The organism is Zunongwangia endophytica (assembly GCF_030409505.1).
GTDB classification, from domain to species: domain Bacteria; phylum Bacteroidota; class Bacteroidia; order Flavobacteriales; family Flavobacteriaceae; genus Zunongwangia; species Zunongwangia endophytica.
Genome location: NZ_JAUFPZ010000002.1, coordinates 1,601,653 through 1,618,772 on the forward strand (window position 1 = coordinate 1,601,653; position 17,120 = coordinate 1,618,772).

General features: G+C 30.1%; 15 protein-coding genes. 9 read left to right on the forward strand and 6 right to left on the reverse strand.

All coding sequences use genetic code 11. The features are described from left to right. Nucleotides 1-467: 467 nt before the first annotated feature. The 4 genes from QWY91_RS07175 to QWY91_RS07190 form a co-directional block, all read right to left on the reverse strand. Nucleotides 468-1,589, reverse strand: a complete 1,122-nt coding sequence (locus QWY91_RS07175; RefSeq protein WP_290233085.1) for a PDDEXK-like family protein — start codon at nt 1,587-1,589, stop codon at nt 468-470. 71 nt (nt 1,590-1,660) lie between these two features. Further along, entirely contained in the window at nt 1,661-2,122 is a 462-nt protein-coding gene (locus tag QWY91_RS07180; protein WP_290233088.1) for a hypothetical protein, read from the reverse strand. 19 nt (nt 2,123-2,141) lie between these two features. After that, the gene (locus QWY91_RS07185; protein WP_290233091.1) at nt 2,142-2,603 is read right to left on the reverse strand and encodes a hypothetical protein; all 462 of its coding nucleotides are present in this window, start codon (nt 2,601-2,603) and stop codon (nt 2,142-2,144) included. Between the two features lie 5 nt (nt 2,604-2,608). Continuing rightward, nucleotides 2,609-3,244 (reverse strand): hypothetical protein, encoded by a 636-nt coding sequence (locus tag QWY91_RS07190; protein ID WP_290233094.1) that lies wholly within the window; start codon nt 3,242-3,244, stop codon nt 2,609-2,611. An 87-nt stretch (nt 3,245-3,331) separates the two neighbouring features. Between QWY91_RS07190 and QWY91_RS07195 the strand changes: the two genes are divergently transcribed. The 6 genes from QWY91_RS07195 (at nt 3,332) to QWY91_RS07220 (ending at nt 10,114) form a co-directional block, all read left to right on the forward strand. Further along, on the forward strand, nt 3,332-4,228 hold the full coding sequence (locus QWY91_RS07195) for a helix-turn-helix transcriptional regulator (protein ID WP_290233097.1): 897 nt from the start codon (nt 3,332-3,334) through the stop codon (nt 4,226-4,228). Nucleotides 4,229-4,985: 757 nt separating this feature from the next. Next, entirely contained in the window at nt 4,986-5,759 is a 774-nt protein-coding gene (locus QWY91_RS07200; protein WP_290233099.1) for an alpha/beta fold hydrolase, read from the forward strand. A gap of 2 nt (nt 5,760-5,761) precedes the next feature. After that, the gene (locus QWY91_RS07205) at nt 5,762-6,457 is read left to right on the forward strand and encodes a response regulator transcription factor (RefSeq protein WP_290233102.1); all 696 of its coding nucleotides are present in this window, start codon (nt 5,762-5,764) and stop codon (nt 6,455-6,457) included. 542 nt (nt 6,458-6,999) lie between these two features. Then, entirely contained in the window at nt 7,000-8,142 is a 1,143-nt protein-coding gene (locus tag QWY91_RS07210; RefSeq protein WP_290233105.1) for a hypothetical protein, read from the forward strand. 21 nt (nt 8,143-8,163) lie between these two features. Continuing rightward, on the forward strand, nt 8,164-8,883 hold the full coding sequence (locus QWY91_RS07215; RefSeq protein ID WP_290233107.1) for a hypothetical protein: 720 nt from the start codon (nt 8,164-8,166) through the stop codon (nt 8,881-8,883). A 130-nt stretch (nt 8,884-9,013) separates the two neighbouring features. Next, entirely contained in the window at nt 9,014-10,114 is a 1,101-nt protein-coding gene (locus tag QWY91_RS07220; protein WP_290233110.1) for a hypothetical protein, read from the forward strand. A 405-nt stretch (nt 10,115-10,519) separates the two neighbouring features. Here QWY91_RS07220 and rlmF read toward each other — a convergent pair whose 3' ends face one another. Further along, nucleotides 10,520-11,482: a 23S rRNA (adenine(1618)-N(6))-methyltransferase RlmF gene (gene rlmF, locus QWY91_RS07225; protein WP_290233113.1), complete on the reverse strand. Its 963-nt coding sequence runs from the start codon at nt 11,480-11,482 to the stop codon at nt 10,520-10,522. A gap of 507 nt (nt 11,483-11,989) precedes the next feature. Between rlmF and QWY91_RS07230 the strand changes: the two genes are divergently transcribed. Next, nucleotides 11,990-12,988 (forward strand): NADP-dependent oxidoreductase, encoded by a 999-nt coding sequence (locus QWY91_RS07230; protein ID WP_290233115.1) that lies wholly within the window; start codon nt 11,990-11,992, stop codon nt 12,986-12,988. Nucleotides 12,989-13,469: 481 nt separating this feature from the next. Here the strand turns inward: QWY91_RS07230 and QWY91_RS07235 are convergent, their stop codons facing one another. Further along, nucleotides 13,470-14,669, reverse strand: a complete 1,200-nt coding sequence (locus QWY91_RS07235) for a proline dehydrogenase family protein (protein ID WP_290233117.1) — start codon at nt 14,667-14,669, stop codon at nt 13,470-13,472. Nucleotides 14,670-15,071: 402 nt separating this feature from the next. On the opposite strand from QWY91_RS07235, the gene QWY91_RS07240 reads away from it, so the two are divergent. Both QWY91_RS07240 and QWY91_RS07245 read left to right on the forward strand, forming a co-directional pair. Further along, the gene (locus QWY91_RS07240) at nt 15,072-16,184 is read left to right on the forward strand and encodes a YCF48-related protein (RefSeq protein WP_290233119.1); all 1,113 of its coding nucleotides are present in this window, start codon (nt 15,072-15,074) and stop codon (nt 16,182-16,184) included. A gap of 59 nt (nt 16,185-16,243) precedes the next feature. Beyond that, nucleotides 16,244-17,047 (forward strand): hypothetical protein, encoded by an 804-nt coding sequence (locus tag QWY91_RS07245; RefSeq protein ID WP_290233121.1) that lies wholly within the window; start codon nt 16,244-16,246, stop codon nt 17,045-17,047. Nucleotides 17,048-17,120 lie beyond the last annotated feature (73 nt).

Consider the following 17,120-nt stretch of genomic DNA (forward strand, 5'->3'; position numbering starts at 1 on the left):
GCAACGGAATTGTACAACCAATTGCAATGAAGCAAAAAACACTTTATTTTTGAGATTATATTTTCAGTGCTAATTTGAATTAAATCGATCTCGTTCACCCCCCCTAACTGAATAAGATAAACTTGCTTATTTTCGTGTCCACATTCGTTTTTGTAAAACTGAATCTCAGCCGCTATGTGATAATTTCTTTTCATATTAGCATTATATCGTTTAGCTTCAATCATTAAATCAAATCCCAAAAACGAGTAAATACATCTGCTTTCACATAATTTACATTTTTAGTTTCTCCAGCATTCCATTTAGATCAATATTTTCTAACGCTTGCTTTTCTAAGAATATCTCAAAACATTTCAGAATGTAAATATTTTAGGGTATTAAAAAACAGCGACAGTTAAACTATCTTCACAAGCCAAAAGACTATCATTGCAATATTTATAGTAGGATATCATAAAAATAAGTTATACGATTTAGTCTAATCCCATTCTTTCATCGTAGATTCTAAAACCTTGATTAACGAGCTCCACCTGGCTTAAAAATAGACTTATGATTTCATTTTTAGACAAGTAAGGATCAACCTTATCATCATTTTTAATTCCTAGATCATTCAATATTTCTTTGAATAAAACATCTGTACCATCTTGGAGATAATAACTCGTCAATAAATTTAAATTTTGGTTAACGAGCTGAATCCAGATTTTATTATTATTCTTAGAAAGTGAGAATTTATAAACATGATATCCTTCCCACTTAAATACTCCACTTTTACCAACCGATAGTGCTGAATCTACATCAGGATCAATATTATCTAATTCTTTCCCAACCTGGCCTAATTTATTTAAAATATCGTATTCTATAGCCTTATATTCATTTACCAATTGCTCAACTTCTCGTTGATTTTGAAAAATTATAGTTCTTAATTCTTTTGACATATTTAATGTTTTTTTACCGAGGAATTTTACTTCGAGATACTTTTTAAATTCTTTTAGAAAATTATTTACATTATCGGCCTCGCAGATTACCAACCAGTTATTAATTAGTTTAACAATATCTCGTTTATAACTTAAAACTTTTAGTTTATTTTCTTTCTGAAGTTTTACTTTTAGTTCATTATCAATACTTTTCTTCTTTGGCTCTAAACCATAAGGATTTAGATAAAATAAAATATATTTTCCTCCTGATTTTTTATCAAGAAAACTAGAATAATCACTTAATTGATCGACTTGATCGTCAGCCCAAACTTTATTCTCAATACCTATTGTTAAGCCCTTAAGTTCAATATAAATATCAATTCTTCTTTTATCTGTTATAATTTTTTCACAAGTATTCTCCAGTTGACAAACTTCAAATTCTGCATCGCAAAAAAGACTTAAAAATTCTCTTAAGAAAACATCTCCTTGACCATGATTCTGATTCTCATCTAAAAAATAAGCCAAAACTTCACTAATTTTATTTTCCCCTAAATCAAAAAATTGAAAAAAATTAAAATCTAATGCTAAGAATTTATCATACTCACTCTTAAATTTTAAATGAGAATCAATTCTGGATTTTACTATATTTAATAAATTATGTATTTCTGAAGATTCGTGCATTATATAATTTTATATGGATTTAAAGCAATTGAAAAAGTGAATTCGTAAATCTACGTTAAATTTATAAACATTTAAAAACGACTAAGATTATTCATCAAAAATTTTAAGCAATAAAATGGAACGTTATCTTTATCACTTTCCTGCTTCACCATGACTTCTTTTAGATTTTCAAAGTTCAAACTTAAACACTTAAAGCCTTCGATATTCCAAGGTTCATTAAAAGATACAAAAGTTATTGTACCGTGGTAACCCTGCTCTATACCTGTATTTATTTTCCTTAAAAGCTCTTCCTTAGGTTTTTCTAATGAGAGAATAAAAAAACTAGTTAAGTATTCTATTAATACACAACTATGATCAAATAAGTAGATTTTGCTGTATTCAGGATCAGACTTTGGTTCAAGAATCCTAATAGTGGCGTCTCTAATAAATTGATAATTTAATAATCTATAAAAACTGTTCATAAGAATGGCTTTTTCATCATGTGCCAAGCCGAGTATAAATTCTCCGATATTTGCTCCGTTTAGTTTTTCCATTACGTTTATTTTCAAAGAGCTATAAATTTTCAAAGTCTCTAAAAACTAACCTTAAAAATGAATAAAATAGGTTATAATAATCAATACCTTGCTTCTCAATATTCAGTTCTATTTCATAAGAATTTATATTTATGCATTCAAAATCACCAACATTAAAATCTGAATCTATAAATACAAAAATTAAATACCCTAAATATCCATATTGCTTTCCGAATTTGATTTTATCAAGTAATTCTTGCTTTGGTTGTTCAAAAAGAATAATGAAATATTCTGAACCATAATTTGACAATATGCAGTCAAAATCAAGATAATAGAGATAAAAGAAACTACAATCTTTGCCGGGTTCCAAAATCTCAAACAATGCTTTTTTTATAAAATCTATATGCATCAAATTATACAAATCTTGAATTTTAATTTGATTCTTTTTGCCTTCTTGATTGAGTAATAAATCGAATAAATTTAACTCATTGCTCTTTTGCATAACTGTTACTTCTGAAAAAGAATATTAAAATATTCAAGGAATAAATTATTTTGAGGAACTTGGTTTTGTATACATCGCTCAAATATCTTTTTTGAAGAAAAATTTTTATGATTAATAGTTTCAATTTTGAAATTGCGATCTATCAATACCAACTCTGTTTTAAAATGATCAAAAAGATAGAAAGTTTCACGTAGTTCTCTTTTCATTAAATCATTTGGCTCTTCCACCATTATAAATAGTAAGTTGCTGGAATCGTTAAATGTTATGCATTTGCCACTATGAAGATTTACTTCGAATTTCTGGCTATCCGTAAACCCTAAACAATTAAGAAAAGCTTCTTTAATAAAATCAATTTCCAGTAGCTTGAAGAATGCCTCTGTTTTATTAAAATTTTTAAAAACTTCTAGCTCTTGAAATCGATCAGCTTTTGGTGAAACTTGATAATCCACCCAACCACAATTTATAACCTTATGGTTTTTCAAAATCAATTTTGCTCTGGTTATATTTAAGGTGTCTATACGCAAAACAATATTTAGATTACCAGATATTATATTATCCATACTTTTTTTAACCGTATCATCAATTGATCTACAAAAGTGGCTATATTGTGCCTCACTTAACGAAACTTCAAGTTTTCTCATCTATAATTTATTTATACGACAATTATAATTTCGAGGAACGTCAAAATATGTCGCTACATATTTTTATTTTTGTAGAAAATACTAAGCATGTCTTTAAGACAAACTATAAAACGACATTTTAAAATTATTTCGCTGCTTCAAAATAGACCTATGAGTTTTGAAGAATTGCAGAACGAAATTTCTATGGATCCCGATGCATCGGAAGATAGACTATTGACTTCGCAGAGAACATTCCAAAGAGATATTTTGGAAATCGCTTCTATTCATCAAATCGTGATAACTTCAGATAAAAGCCGAAAAGTCTACTATATTGAAGATAACTATGAAGATAGTATTGCACAGCGTTTGCGCGAAAATTATGATATTATAAATGCTATTCGTCTATCCAAAGGAGTAGGTGAAAGCTTATATTTTGAACAAAGAAAAGCTTTAGGAACACAGCGCATGGCTGATCTTCTCAAAGCTATTCAGGATAAAAAAGAGATTAAATTCGAATATCAGAAATTTTGGGATGCTTCATTTAGCAAAAGAATTGTACAACCAATCGCACTTAAAGAAGCAAAAAACAGATGGTATCTTATTGGTCGAGATAAGAAAGATGATATTATAAAAAACTTTTCGTTAGATCGTATAAGCTCTTTAAATATTACAGACAAAAGTTTCAAGCATATAGAATATGATTCCCATCTCGCCTTTAAAGATTGTTTTGGGATTATAAATGGAACCAATGACAAAGTTTCCAAGATTGTTCTAGCTTTTAAGGTAGATCAGGGAAGATATATTAAATCACTTCCTCTTCATCACAGCCAGAAACTCATAAGTCAGACTGAAAACGAAATTAGATTCGAATATAAATTGAAACCAACTTTCGATTTTGTTCAAGAGGTCTTATCACACGGTAGTGACGTTGAAGTAATCGCCCCCCTAAGTCTTAGAAAAAAAATAGCAGATAAATTGAAAGCTGCTATTGCCAGGTATAAATAGAAAATAAAATTGAAGATATATACTGAAAATACTAAATCACCTAAGCGAAATTATTGGAGAAATTATCTTTTCCTTTACCAAACTTGCAAAATGCTAATTTCTGTGTTAGTTTCCGTGCCCAATTGCACCTCATTTTACGGTAAATACCATAAACACTCATAAATAAATTTCTGTATCGGGAAGTAGGTTAACTTGACATTTATATTATAATTGAAAGATAGAGAAAAGTATTATTATGATCCTTTATGATTCATTCGGATAATTATTTTTATAGTACCTAGAAATCAAGAAAGTTACGAACCTTTCATAAAACAAAATTCTCAGTATTTCTAGTTGGATTTTTTATTTTGAGACATCTAAAATTCAGTAAAGAATTCCATTTTACAAATGACCGTAATAAGCTTACACTTCATAAAATTTTAAAGTTCTTCTATTCTATAGGATTTATCAAAACATTCATTAGTTCATAAACCGTTAGTTTATTTACGCTGTATAGTATTTATACATTTCAATATTAAAGCGGTGGTTGTAGGGGCTTATCACAGAAGAAATGATATACTGAGAAATGCCCAAATGATTTTTCAAAAATCACTTGAGCTCTTTAGATAAATTGAATTAGAAAGTATTTAAGATTACTTCGTAAGGTTTAATAAATTGATATGAAGTAAATTAAACTTCATTTTATTAAAAAAAATCACTAATTTTTCACTATTAATTCAACTCAATTTACTGTTTTAATAAGATATCAATATTTCAAGTGAATTATAGTAGTAAAGGAAAAGAAAGAGGAACTATTGTTTGCATTCACGGAAACTCCTCATCAGCTAAAGTGTATGACGATTTATTAGCATCTAAAGACATTTCACAAACTAAAATGGCTATAGACTTATTGGGACACGGAAACAACCAACCCGATAACGTAGACTTCAATGAATACTCTTTTAGTGCTCAACGACAATTCTTGTTGGAGAATATTAAAGAAATTGACGACGAGATTCTATTAATTGGAAATTCTATGGGAGGCCATTTAGCTATTGAAATTTCAACTGAAATTCCTCAACTGAAAGGGTTGGTCATTATGGGAACTCCGCCATTAAAAAAAACTGTAAATGTTGAAGAAGCATTTATACCGGTAGTTGCTTTAAATACCTTTTTAACCGAAAACCCGAATGAAGATGAAATCAGAGAAACGCTTGATAAGGTTATTTTAAATAAGTCAAAAATAGAATTAGTGACTCATGATTTCAAAAATACAAACCCTCTTGTAAGAAAGGCTATAGCTATAGATTTGATGGAGAATAGGTTATTCAACCAATATTTAATATTTACAGAACTTAATTTACCTAAATATATAATTAGTGGAGACGCTGATCTTTCAGTAAACAGGGAATATCTAGAAAGAGTCAAAAATGCCTGTAATGAATCTTGTAAAATCATTGATATACAAAATTGCGGACATTATCCAAGTCTCGATCAACCTCTTAAATTTATTGATATTATAAAAAAAGTAGCGACGGAAATATTTGACTAAAAATGAAGTTATTTACTGAAAAAGATATATATAACCAGAATAAGCATTTCTCTTTTAGATTAAGAAATCTCTATCTAAAAAATAAAAAAGAGTTTTATGCAATTGAAGATTATATGCAAAACCCCATCTATATCAATCATCGAGTAAATCATAACTATTATTTTTTTAGTAAATCGTTCTACAGTAAAGGAGAAGAAGTCGAAAAATTACGCGAATTAGGTAAACCCTATTTAAAAACCATATCGAACACGAAACTTTTAATCCAATCTGAACATCTTGCTAAACAGTTTCATTTACAAAATGACTATAATGATGTCTGTACCTATTTACAATCTGTACAACTAAATGGAAAAATGACCTCTTATTTTACGAGTAAAATCTTGATTAATGATCAATTAACATTGAATACCTCGCTTTTTCCTACTGACTGCCAAATAATGAATAAAGTTTTTAAAGAGCTCATTCCTTCAGGCGAAGATAACTTAAATAATTGGTTGAGGTTTCAGACTTTAACCAAACGAGAAAAAGAAATATTGAAATTAATCGCAAATGATTACTCCACGAAAGCAATCAGTGATTTGTTGTTTCTTTCTGCACATTCGGTAAAAACCCACAGGCGTAATATTTATAAAAAGCTAGATATTAATAAAACTTCGCAACTGGTTCGCATAGCAATTGCGATGGAACTACTTCAATAATTCTTTGTTTAGAAGAATTTATAGTAAAATTTAGATAGTGAACGAAATTATTTATACATAACCGACGGTGTTTTTCTAATTACTATAAAACATTCTATTTTTCATTTTTTATCTAAATAAATTTAATTGAATACAACAATCCGTTTTTTTTAGTAACCACCAATCTCTTATTTGAAACTACAATTTGAATAAAACCTAAAATATTGATTGTTAGATTTATAAAATACCACTTTTGGGGTATTGTGTTCAGCCCATAGTTTTTGTTGCTTTATAATGAAAAAGTTAAAGAAATCAAAAAATATTACATGTTTATAAGCGAATCAATTAACTAACTGAAGGGTAAGTGTGTCTTTATTAGTTTTCTTTAAACCTAGAATCTGTAAATATTTTAGAGTAATTAGAGAGTCAACTAGACTATTAGATAACTCTTAAATACATTGATATCCCGTTATAGTAACAGGGATATCTCGATTTTTTTGATTCATATAAAGAGTTGTGCTTCATTATAAATCTGAATTGAAAACTGAATAATTTAAATCATTATGGCTAACTTAGGAACAAAAAAATTTTACAAATCCTTTAATTCGAAAACAGAAGAAAATAACCAAATACTGAAAAATTCTGGTTACGTCAGTATAGTTTTACATTCTGCATTTTATAAATCCAAAGGAAACTTTTGGCAAAAAACCTTTGGTGGTAGTGACAAGATTGCTTTGACATCCACTATTACCTACCAGAGTAGTGAAAAATCAATTGAAGCTAAATCTATAGTTGATAAAAGAAAGGTTAAAGCAGATCGTAATCATCCACTAGGACTTACAAGAAATATTGCACTAAAAGTACCTGCCATCGCAGATGGTCTTGAAATGAAGGTTGAAATATCAGCAATTAAGGGCGATAATTTTGAAAATAGCTTAGACTTGATGAATAGTGAAGAATTTCAAAAACCATTGCAAACAGCATCGTTGCCTGTAGGACAGATTTTAGCGGTAACTAATGTGATAAAAAAGATTTTCACAGGTGTCAACAATCCATCAATACTAGAAGCGACTTTTGCAGGAATAATTAGTAAAGAAAAAGTAACGGAACCTGTGACTAAAGAACGTCTTACAGAGGGCTACATTATTATAATTGCTAATAATGATGAAGATGACAATTTTCTAAGTCAAGTAGAGCCTGATAATTTTACTATTGAGGGAGATGGATTGAAATATAATGATGCTACAGTGGAGCATACTAATTTGGTTTTTGCAGTAACGTTTGAACAATCTAAAGGTCCAGATCAAGATTCAGCTTGGTTCAAAAAATATCAAAGAGCTTTAAATAAATTAGATGAGATTGTTTTTGCTGAAAATGAAGCTGAGCAAAAGAAAATTCTCGATGATTCAAGAAGATTATGGATAGAAGGAAACGCAATACTATTTGAAGATCCTAGCTTCATCGATAAAGAAAAAAACAGCATAAAATTAACTTATTTTAAAAAGATAAATGAAAGGTACACGGATTTGACGAGTATAAGTGATACTGATTTTATAGTCAACTTTACAAATAATAATTTTGAAGAATTGAAATTATCTGATGACTTTAATTCATTTAACGAAAAGAAAATTTTGAATTTAGTAAATAAAGAATCATCCAAATACCTAAAGGAGCTAGGTGATCATAATATGATTTTACCACTATAAAAAAGTTTTTAATACAAGATTATGCAAAGAATAATAAAAATAATTCAGTCATTAGAATTTGGTAACCCTAACAAAGAGAATTTTACTTTCGAACAAGTAGCTAATGCTTTTAAACAAAGTAGAGTTAGCCTGCCATTTCCTTACAATTTTGGAGGAGGAGGGAATTGTGCTTCTATAGCGTTAATCAAAGCTTCTATTGGTAGTTTTGGATTTTCAGGTATCTATAATTCAATTATAATCGACAATCAAAGAAAAAGGTTCTTAATCGACCTTATCGATGATGAAGAAACTACATATAATTTAAGTTTTGAAAATTATCAATTTGCAAGTCAGAAATCCGCATTTAAACTAAATATAGATAATGAAATATCAAGAGATATATTAGAGTTCTCAAACTTTTGCTACGCAGTAATGGCGGAAGTAAAAAGAAGGACATTTAGACGTAACAAACGATATAGAAGGGCTGTTCGAGACTTAAATCAAGGAGATTCTACTAAATATATTTATGAATTATTAGGTTTAGAGAAAGAAAAAATTCAAGACATATCGATTGAGAATTTAAAGAACTTTGAACATTTAGTTTTGTATAATCCACCACACGCTGTATACTCAAATAAAGGTTTATATGATGAGTTTTTTAGTGGACATAATGATATTGAACCTTTGGAAAAACTTAAGGATATTCACGGTAATGGAACTGTCAAAGATAACCCTAAAGGAGCTTATATACTTAGACAATAACGAAAGCACAACATTGTATAAAAATAATAGCGGCTTAGGTTCTAAACTCTAACAAATGTCTTGAAACGAAAGTAAGTACTAAACTGAAAAGATAGTACTTAAAATCCGCTACTATTCTTATAATTTACCGTTGCCAGTAATTACAGAAAATCACGTTGAAATAAACAATAGGTTAATTATTTTATCTTTAAAAGATCAAACACAAAAAATGAAAGGATTTATCTTTGGCTTTTTTTTTTATTATTTTCGTTATTTATGCTATCTGAAGTTGGAAGATAATGAATTTAGAATATTTGGCTTTTTTGCCATTGGCGTTATTATTATCATTACTTTTATTAAAAACAATTCTGGAAAAGAAAAATGGGACAATTTTATTGAAAAAGTCACTTCAAACCTTGACGAAATTACAAAGAAATTAAGCGAAGGCGAATCCATTGAAGATATTGCTTATAGTCTCAAAGAAAGAAAAAAAATACCCGAAATTTTGTCAATTAAATTATGTAATAAAGTTGTAGAAAATTACATTGAGGAAAACCTTATTCCTTTAATTGTAGAAGAGGACATGCAAGAAATATGTGAACGCCTTGGTCTTGTAGAATTATTATCTGCTCCTTTTGTAAACTCTGAAAGAGAAATTATAGAAGAAGTTGAAAATTTAGATGAAAACTCAAATGTTTATTATATGTTGCAAGACGTTTATATAACTAAAGAAGGGGATTCTACTAGAAGACGTGGTGGAACCCTAATTATTAAAACTCGATATTTATTTTGGTTTCCAGATAATTTATCTTTTCAATACTTTTTAAAAAATAAAAGTTCAAGGAAAATAATAGGTAATCTAGCAGAAAAAATACCTTTTTTGGGCTTAGGAATTAATGGAATGTTCTTATTAGATTCCTTAAACGACGATTTTTCAGAAAAAAAACTATTTGATAATGAAACTATTAATGAATTAAAAGAAACTGCCATTAATAATCCTAAATTTATATCAATACCTCTTAAAGAGATAAAATCAATAAAATTTCCATTTAATTGGAGGCAAAGATTAATCAATAAAAGTTTTACTATAGAAAATTATAGAGATGAGAAATTCAAATTCGAGTCTTTAGAAAGTGGTCTTGAATTAGTAGATGATATGTTTGAGCAAATAAAAATGGTTGCTTTACTTCATAATAAGATATTGATACCTGAAAATCTTGATAATCCGAATAAATGGATTGTTTGGGAATAAAAAACTACTGGCAACAATGTATATAAAAAATAACGCGAGCAGTTGCTGACACAAAGGTTTGAGCACTTCTTAGATATCGCCAAATTTTTAAATTTGGTTTATTGAGAAAAAAAGATAATAAGAAAATTTAAAAATTCGGCTTGTGCTCAATCCAATAGACAGCGTGAAAATCTGCTCTAATGTCCTTATATACCGACGTTTATAAATATAAATATCCGATAACGATTATTGATTTCTCGAGTTTTCAATTAACATTTTGAACAGAAACAGAGTCTGAAACCATTACAAGAAAATTTAGATTTATAAAAAAGAAACAATAGATAGAGACAGGGTTTTTAAAACTGTAATTTAAAAAAGTACATATAACTCAAGCTTTAGTTATGATGCTTCCATAAGATGCTTAAATCATATTTTCCATCTGGTGTCCCTCCAAACTTTTTTCTCTGCTTCAGTAAAAAAAGTCCAAGCCACAATCCGGATAGATTTATTACCGGTTCCCATAGGAATAGTTTTAATTTGATTAACTTCAATTTTCTTTAAGGATCTATAAATTCCTTTAAGGTTAGCTTGTTTGGAGACAAAGGTGGTAAACCAAAAACAGTTTTTAGAAAACACTTTACTCTCTTTAATCATTAGATCAATAAACTTATATTCTCCACCGTCATATATAAGTTCATCATTAATCCCTGCAAAATTAAGCGTGGGATTCTTTTCTTTTTTGCCCGATAAATTTCTTACCTTTCTTCGAGTACCATTTGCGGCATCTTCCGAAGAAGAATGAAACGGAGGATTACATAGCGTAAAATCAATTTTTTCTTCTTTACCGATGATTTCAGAGAAAATATGCTTCTTATTTCGCTGCCATCTACATTCAATCTTATCTTTAAGCTGGGGATTAGCATTGACAATCTGCTTCGCTGAAGTGATCGATTTAGGATTAATATCAGATCCTATAAAATTCCACTGATATTCTGTAACACCAATTATCGGGTAAATACAACTGGCTCCTACACCAATATCCAAGCCGGTCATGTGATCGCCAGAAGGTATCGTGCCAAAATTATTTTCAGCTAATAGATCTGCAATTTGATGGATATAATCTGCTCTACCTGGTATTGGCGGACATAAGTTGTGATCAGGAAAGTCCCAGTTTTTAATTCCGTAATAATGATATAGTAAGGCTTTATTAAGCGCTTTTACAGCAACAGGATCTGAAAAATCGACTGAATCATCCCCATATTTATTAGGTCTTACATAATTCTCTAATTCGGGGCTAGAAGTGACTAATGCAGTTAAATCATATCTTTTTCTGTTTTTATTTCGAGGGTGTAAGCTTGATTTTTCTTCTTGCTTTTTTGTTGATGACATGATTATTTATGCTGTTTAACGAGTTGCATTCAATTCCTATTTCCAACTAACTTTAACTGTTATTCTCCGATTTAATGCAATTTAACCATTTTTCATTTCTTTTATTATTTCGATTCAATCTCTGACAATCTAAAGCAAGAAAGGGAACATTTTTTTCTCAATCGGTTATGAAATTAAATAGGCGAATTAGGCAAAGTGAGTTTGTCTATCATTTGGCTGAATAAAGTCTAGAAAATTATCATTGTAAACGGAAAACAACAAACTTATGATTAAATTTTATCAAGCGTTAAACCTTTTCTAAACCTCATTCCAGAACCTGATATTCTTTCTATATTAGTTAGGTTAACGGAAGGTGATTTTAGCCAAAAAAATAAGGCTTTATTTATTCTGCGAAATTTTCAATGAATGCCGAAACTTTTAGAACTTATTCTATCAAATAAAGCCTAAACTTTCGGAACATCACCTCTTCTGAAAATTACAATAACATTACCAAAAAAATATAAGTTTATGAGAGCATTACAAATTACCAAATACGGAGATATTAAAGAAAGTCTTGAAATTGCTGAAGTGGATAATCCAGAAATTTCAGGTTCTGAAATACTGATTGCTGTTAAAGCGGCGGCGGCCAATCCAATTGATTATAAAATAGTTCAGGGACACTTAAAGGATCTGCTTCAACTTGATCTACCTAGCGGAATCGGTTACGATGTAAGCGGAGAGGTTGTAAAAGTAGGTGATGAAGTTAAAGATTTCAAAATGGGCGATGAAGTTTTTGGCAGAGTTCCGCAAGAATACATGGGAACAGTAGCCGAATTCGTTGCTGTAGATAGCAAAGTGGTTGCTCATAGACCTGAAAATGTAACTTTTGAAAAAGCTGCTTCACTCCCTTTAACCGGACTTACCGCTATACAGGCTTTGGAAAAAGTAGATCTAAAAGAAGGTGACCGAGTTTTAATACACGCAGGTTCTGGCGGAGTGGGCAGTTTTGCCGTACAATATGCTAAATCTAAAGGTGCGATCGTCTATACCACAACCAGTAGCAAAAATATTGATTGGGTAAAAGCGCTGGGTGCAGATCGTGTAATCGATTATAAAAACGAGGATTATAAAGAGGTGGCTAATAACCTGGATATCGTTTTCGATACTTTGGGTGACGACTTTACTTTTGAAGCTTTCGATATTATCAAAGAAGGTGGCAAAGTTACTACGATAGTGGGACCACCAGATGCTGAATCTGCTAAGCAAATGGGAATAGAGAATTACGAATTACCGGAAAAGCTGGCTAAACTAATCGAAGAGAAATCAGCTAAATATAAATATACCTGGATGCAACCAAACGCAGAACAGTTGAAAGAGATTAAAGAAATGATTGAGGATCGCACGATTAGACCATCTATCGATCTTGTGTATTCTTTTCAAGATTCTATAAAAGCGTATGAATATTTAGCTACCGGAAGAGCGCAAGGAAAAGTAATCATTAGCCTTGCTGAAACTTTCGAAAATTAGTAACGACTTTGATTATCCGTTCAGAAATTGAAAACAATTCATGAAGAAAATGAATTGATAGTAGTTTTTACAAATTCAACTAGAAAATAAAAATAAAAAGAGCTGAATGAGATTTCAGCTCTTTTTATTTTTTAACAATTACTCTTTTATGCTTTAAACGAATCCTTCTAATATTGAAATGTGATCATATTTCAATATTGCATATTCTTAATAACGAGTAACAATTCTTAACAGAAAAATATATAGAACTCGGATCCTCTAAGTTGAATTATTTTAAAAACAGCAGATTAATCGCTTAAAATGCTTATCAATTTGAAGCCTTTTTCAACAAGAGCCAGAAAAAGAGAACCTTATCACCTATTTTATCGCAGGAATGATTGCTGTACATTATTACTTCAGACAGTAAAATTCATTAAATCTAAGACATAAAAATAGGGATAATTTGTTTCAAATTATCCCTATTTACTCTATCACTTATTATCTAGCTAGAAGCCTGTGCTAACTTTTCAGTCTGACTTCTTCTCTGCTTTTCTCTACTTAAAAGATTAAGTTCTCTACTCGTTTGTCCTTTTACAGAACTATTTTCTTCAGCTCTTCTTAGTAGGTAAGGAACAACATCTTTTACCGGTCCAAATGGTACAAGCTTAGCTGTATTGTAATTTCTGCTAGCCAAATTATAACTAATTTGATCACTCATTCCATAAAGCTGACTAAACCAAACTCTTTGATCGTCTTTAGCAACACCTTTGTCTTCCATGATCTGAAGTGCCAAATAGTTACTAATTTCATTATGAGTTCCTATAAAAACTGAGATATCTTCTAAGTTATCAAGACAGTATCCCATTACACTATTAAAGTTTACATCTGTAGCTTCCTTAGATTCACAAATTGGAGATACTTTTCCTCTTTTTCGAGCACGTTTATTTTCCTTTTCCATATAAGCTCCTCGAACGATCTTAGCTCCAATTTTAAAGCCATCCTTTTTAGCTTTTTCATGAAGTTCTTTTAAATAGTCCAAGCGATCCCAACGGTAGCATTGTAATGTATTAAAGATTAGAGCTTCTTCCTGATTATATTTCGCCATCATCTCTTCCATCAAAACATCAGCTGCATCCTGCATCCATGACTCTTCAGCATCAGCATAAAGTCTAACATTAAGTTCATTAGCCTTTTCACATAAACCTTCTACTCGCTCTTTAACTCTATCCCATTCCTCTTTTTCTTTCTCATTCAGACTCACGTGAGAACTTACCTTGTGCCAGACTTTAAAACGTCCCAGAGCAGTCGGTTTAAATATCGCGAATGGAATTTCACTCTCTTCTTTGGCAAACTCAATAAGTTCAAGCTTTTTGTGATAAGCAGAATCAAATTCTTTCTCAGATTTCTTACCTTCAACAGAATAATCCAAAATACTAGATAGATTCACCTCTTCCATTTCACGGATAATTGGTTTACAATCATCAATACTTACTCCACCACAAAACTGATCGAAAATTGTATTCTTAATCAAAGGTTTGATTGGTAGTTTTGCTTTCAGTGAAAATTTGGTAAGTGCAATTCCTGGTTTCATAAGCGCCGGAGTTCCCATCGCGTTAAAAAGTAAAATTGCTCTATTTAGCTCCATATCCGACTTTAATCGAAATGCTGTCTCTGTATCGTTAAAAATCTTCTCTTTTATCATAACATAAAAATACTACAGGAATGATCAAATAGAAGCAAGATTAATAAACCTTAACGTACGCATCTAAAAATTTAAGTAATACTAACCAAAAAATGATGTTTTGTGGTATAATAATTTAACATCTAAAAGATTTAATTAGAGAAATATTAAGGTATATATTTCTGAAATTTTCATTCACTTTTAAAAATGACTATAACCATGTAGTAAAATTCATTTTCGTTAAAAAAACACATTATTTAAAAACTCGATTCCTTAACTATATTAAGAAGTCGAAAAAGCATTCCTTCAGAATATTAATTTACACCACATAACAGCAAATACAATGATTCTTATCGGATCACGTTTGTATATTACGTAAGGTTTCGTTGCTAACAATCTTTGTTTAATGAATAAAAAATTAGAATGAAAATAGTTGCAATATTAGTGTGCTTGTTGCTTGGTTTACAGAGTTTAGCTCAAGAATCTTATAAACCGGTAAGCGAAATTCCTGATTTGGAAATAGACACTATGACGGTGAGTTTCGCTAAACAATACAATTTTGAGAATGAAGTAAGTGGAAGAAATGTAAATGTTTTACATGCGCTTGAAAATACAGGGTTTCAATTTTATAATACGTTAAGTTTTAAGAACGACAATGAAGGAATTATAGCTGGCGGAACTCGATTACGTCTCAGAAGTACTGAGGATGGAGGGAAACACTGGAATTCTTTTTCCTTTTCACGTTTTGCAAATGCTTTTTATAGCACCACCATTCATAACAATCAATATTTTGTAGTTGGGGCTTCTCGCTATATTTTAAAGAACGATAATTTAGATGAAGAATGGAAAGCTTTTGATGTATCAAGTTTGGCTGAAAATAAATACGCTTTGCGTTATCCTAAATTTTATAAAATCAAATTTTCCACTTCGGGCTTAGGTTTTATAATCGGGGAAAATGACGGAAAACCAATTATACTTAAAACAATAAATAATGGTGAAAACTGGCAACAAGTTTCAATTAACGGTTTAGAAGCAGATAAGAATTTAAGTGATCTATTTATTTTCTCGGATAATACAATTATGATTGTCACTTCTGAAGGAAATGTATACCAAAGTACAAACGAAGCTAAAGACTGGAATCTGCTATATAAAGGCGAAGAAGGAGCGTCTCTCAATTCCATCGCCTTTAAAAATAAAAACGAAGGTTATATTTCCGGTTTGCAAGGCTTATTGCTGAAGACAAAAGATGGTGGTAAAACCTGGAACCGAATAAATACAGAAGTATTAAAAAGTCGCCCAAATATCTCGAATTTGGAATACACTAAAAATGAAACATTATTGCTTACTACTGCTGCAAGTTTTTCGAATCAACAAGACAGCGCTCCAATTTTCTCTATTGATAAAGAAGGAAAGATTACGCCCTTTATGACATCAAAAAAACAAACCTTCGCCGGCGATGCTTATGGTCTTTTTCTATTAAAAGACAATGTGTTTCTATTAGATCGCGATAAATTATACAAAACCGATCTCAAATAATTTATAAAAATCAATCATCGTCATAGATTTTAAGTAATTTTTAAAATAAATGCTGCATTATGGAATTTAAAAATCACTTAACACGACCATTTTTTTTACCAGCAGTATTTCTATTATTGTTAAATGATTTTGTGCTGAAAAGCCACTATCACAACGCTTTTACTGGAAAATTGTCAGATATAGTCGGCCTGTTTGCCTTTTCTTATTTTCTCAGTATTTTTGTTAGTCGAAAATTCAGCATTTGCATTATTTATTGGGCTACTGCATTATTTTTTACATTTTGGAAATCGAATTATTCCGAAGAATTTATTCAATTTATTAATCAAGGCTCATTACAATTTGGGCGTGTGGTAGATTACACAGACTTATGGGCATTATTTATTTTACCATTATCTTATTGGTATCGAACTCAAAAAAATCAGGACATTAAAAAAATAAATAATGGTTTCAAATATGCTAGTTTAATAGTATCCTGCTTTGCTTTTTTGGCTACCTCTACACTTCCTACCACAATAAATCTAAAATTACAGTCCAGTAAAAGTTATCGTAGTAATTTCCCAAAAGAAACAATTATTAGAAAATTACAACTAACTAAACAAAATGATAGTCTTTACACTACGTTTTTAGATGCTGAAAGAAATAACAGTAGTATTTATTTGAAGGTAATAGTAAAAGATAGCAAACATCACCAAACACAAATTCGATTAGATAGTATTCTATCGTTTACTCATCGTGATCATTCTATACTATCAATTTTAAATTCTTCTGAAAAACAAATCAACGATATGAAAAGTTGGACACTTAAAGATTATGAAAAACTCTTTGAACAACAAAAAATCACTTTGCTTAAGTCTCAAAATTAGTAAGTATCAGTTTTTTTTAAATGAACTTAAATTTTCTAAATATGCAAGTAAAAAGAGGCAAAAAAAATCCCTG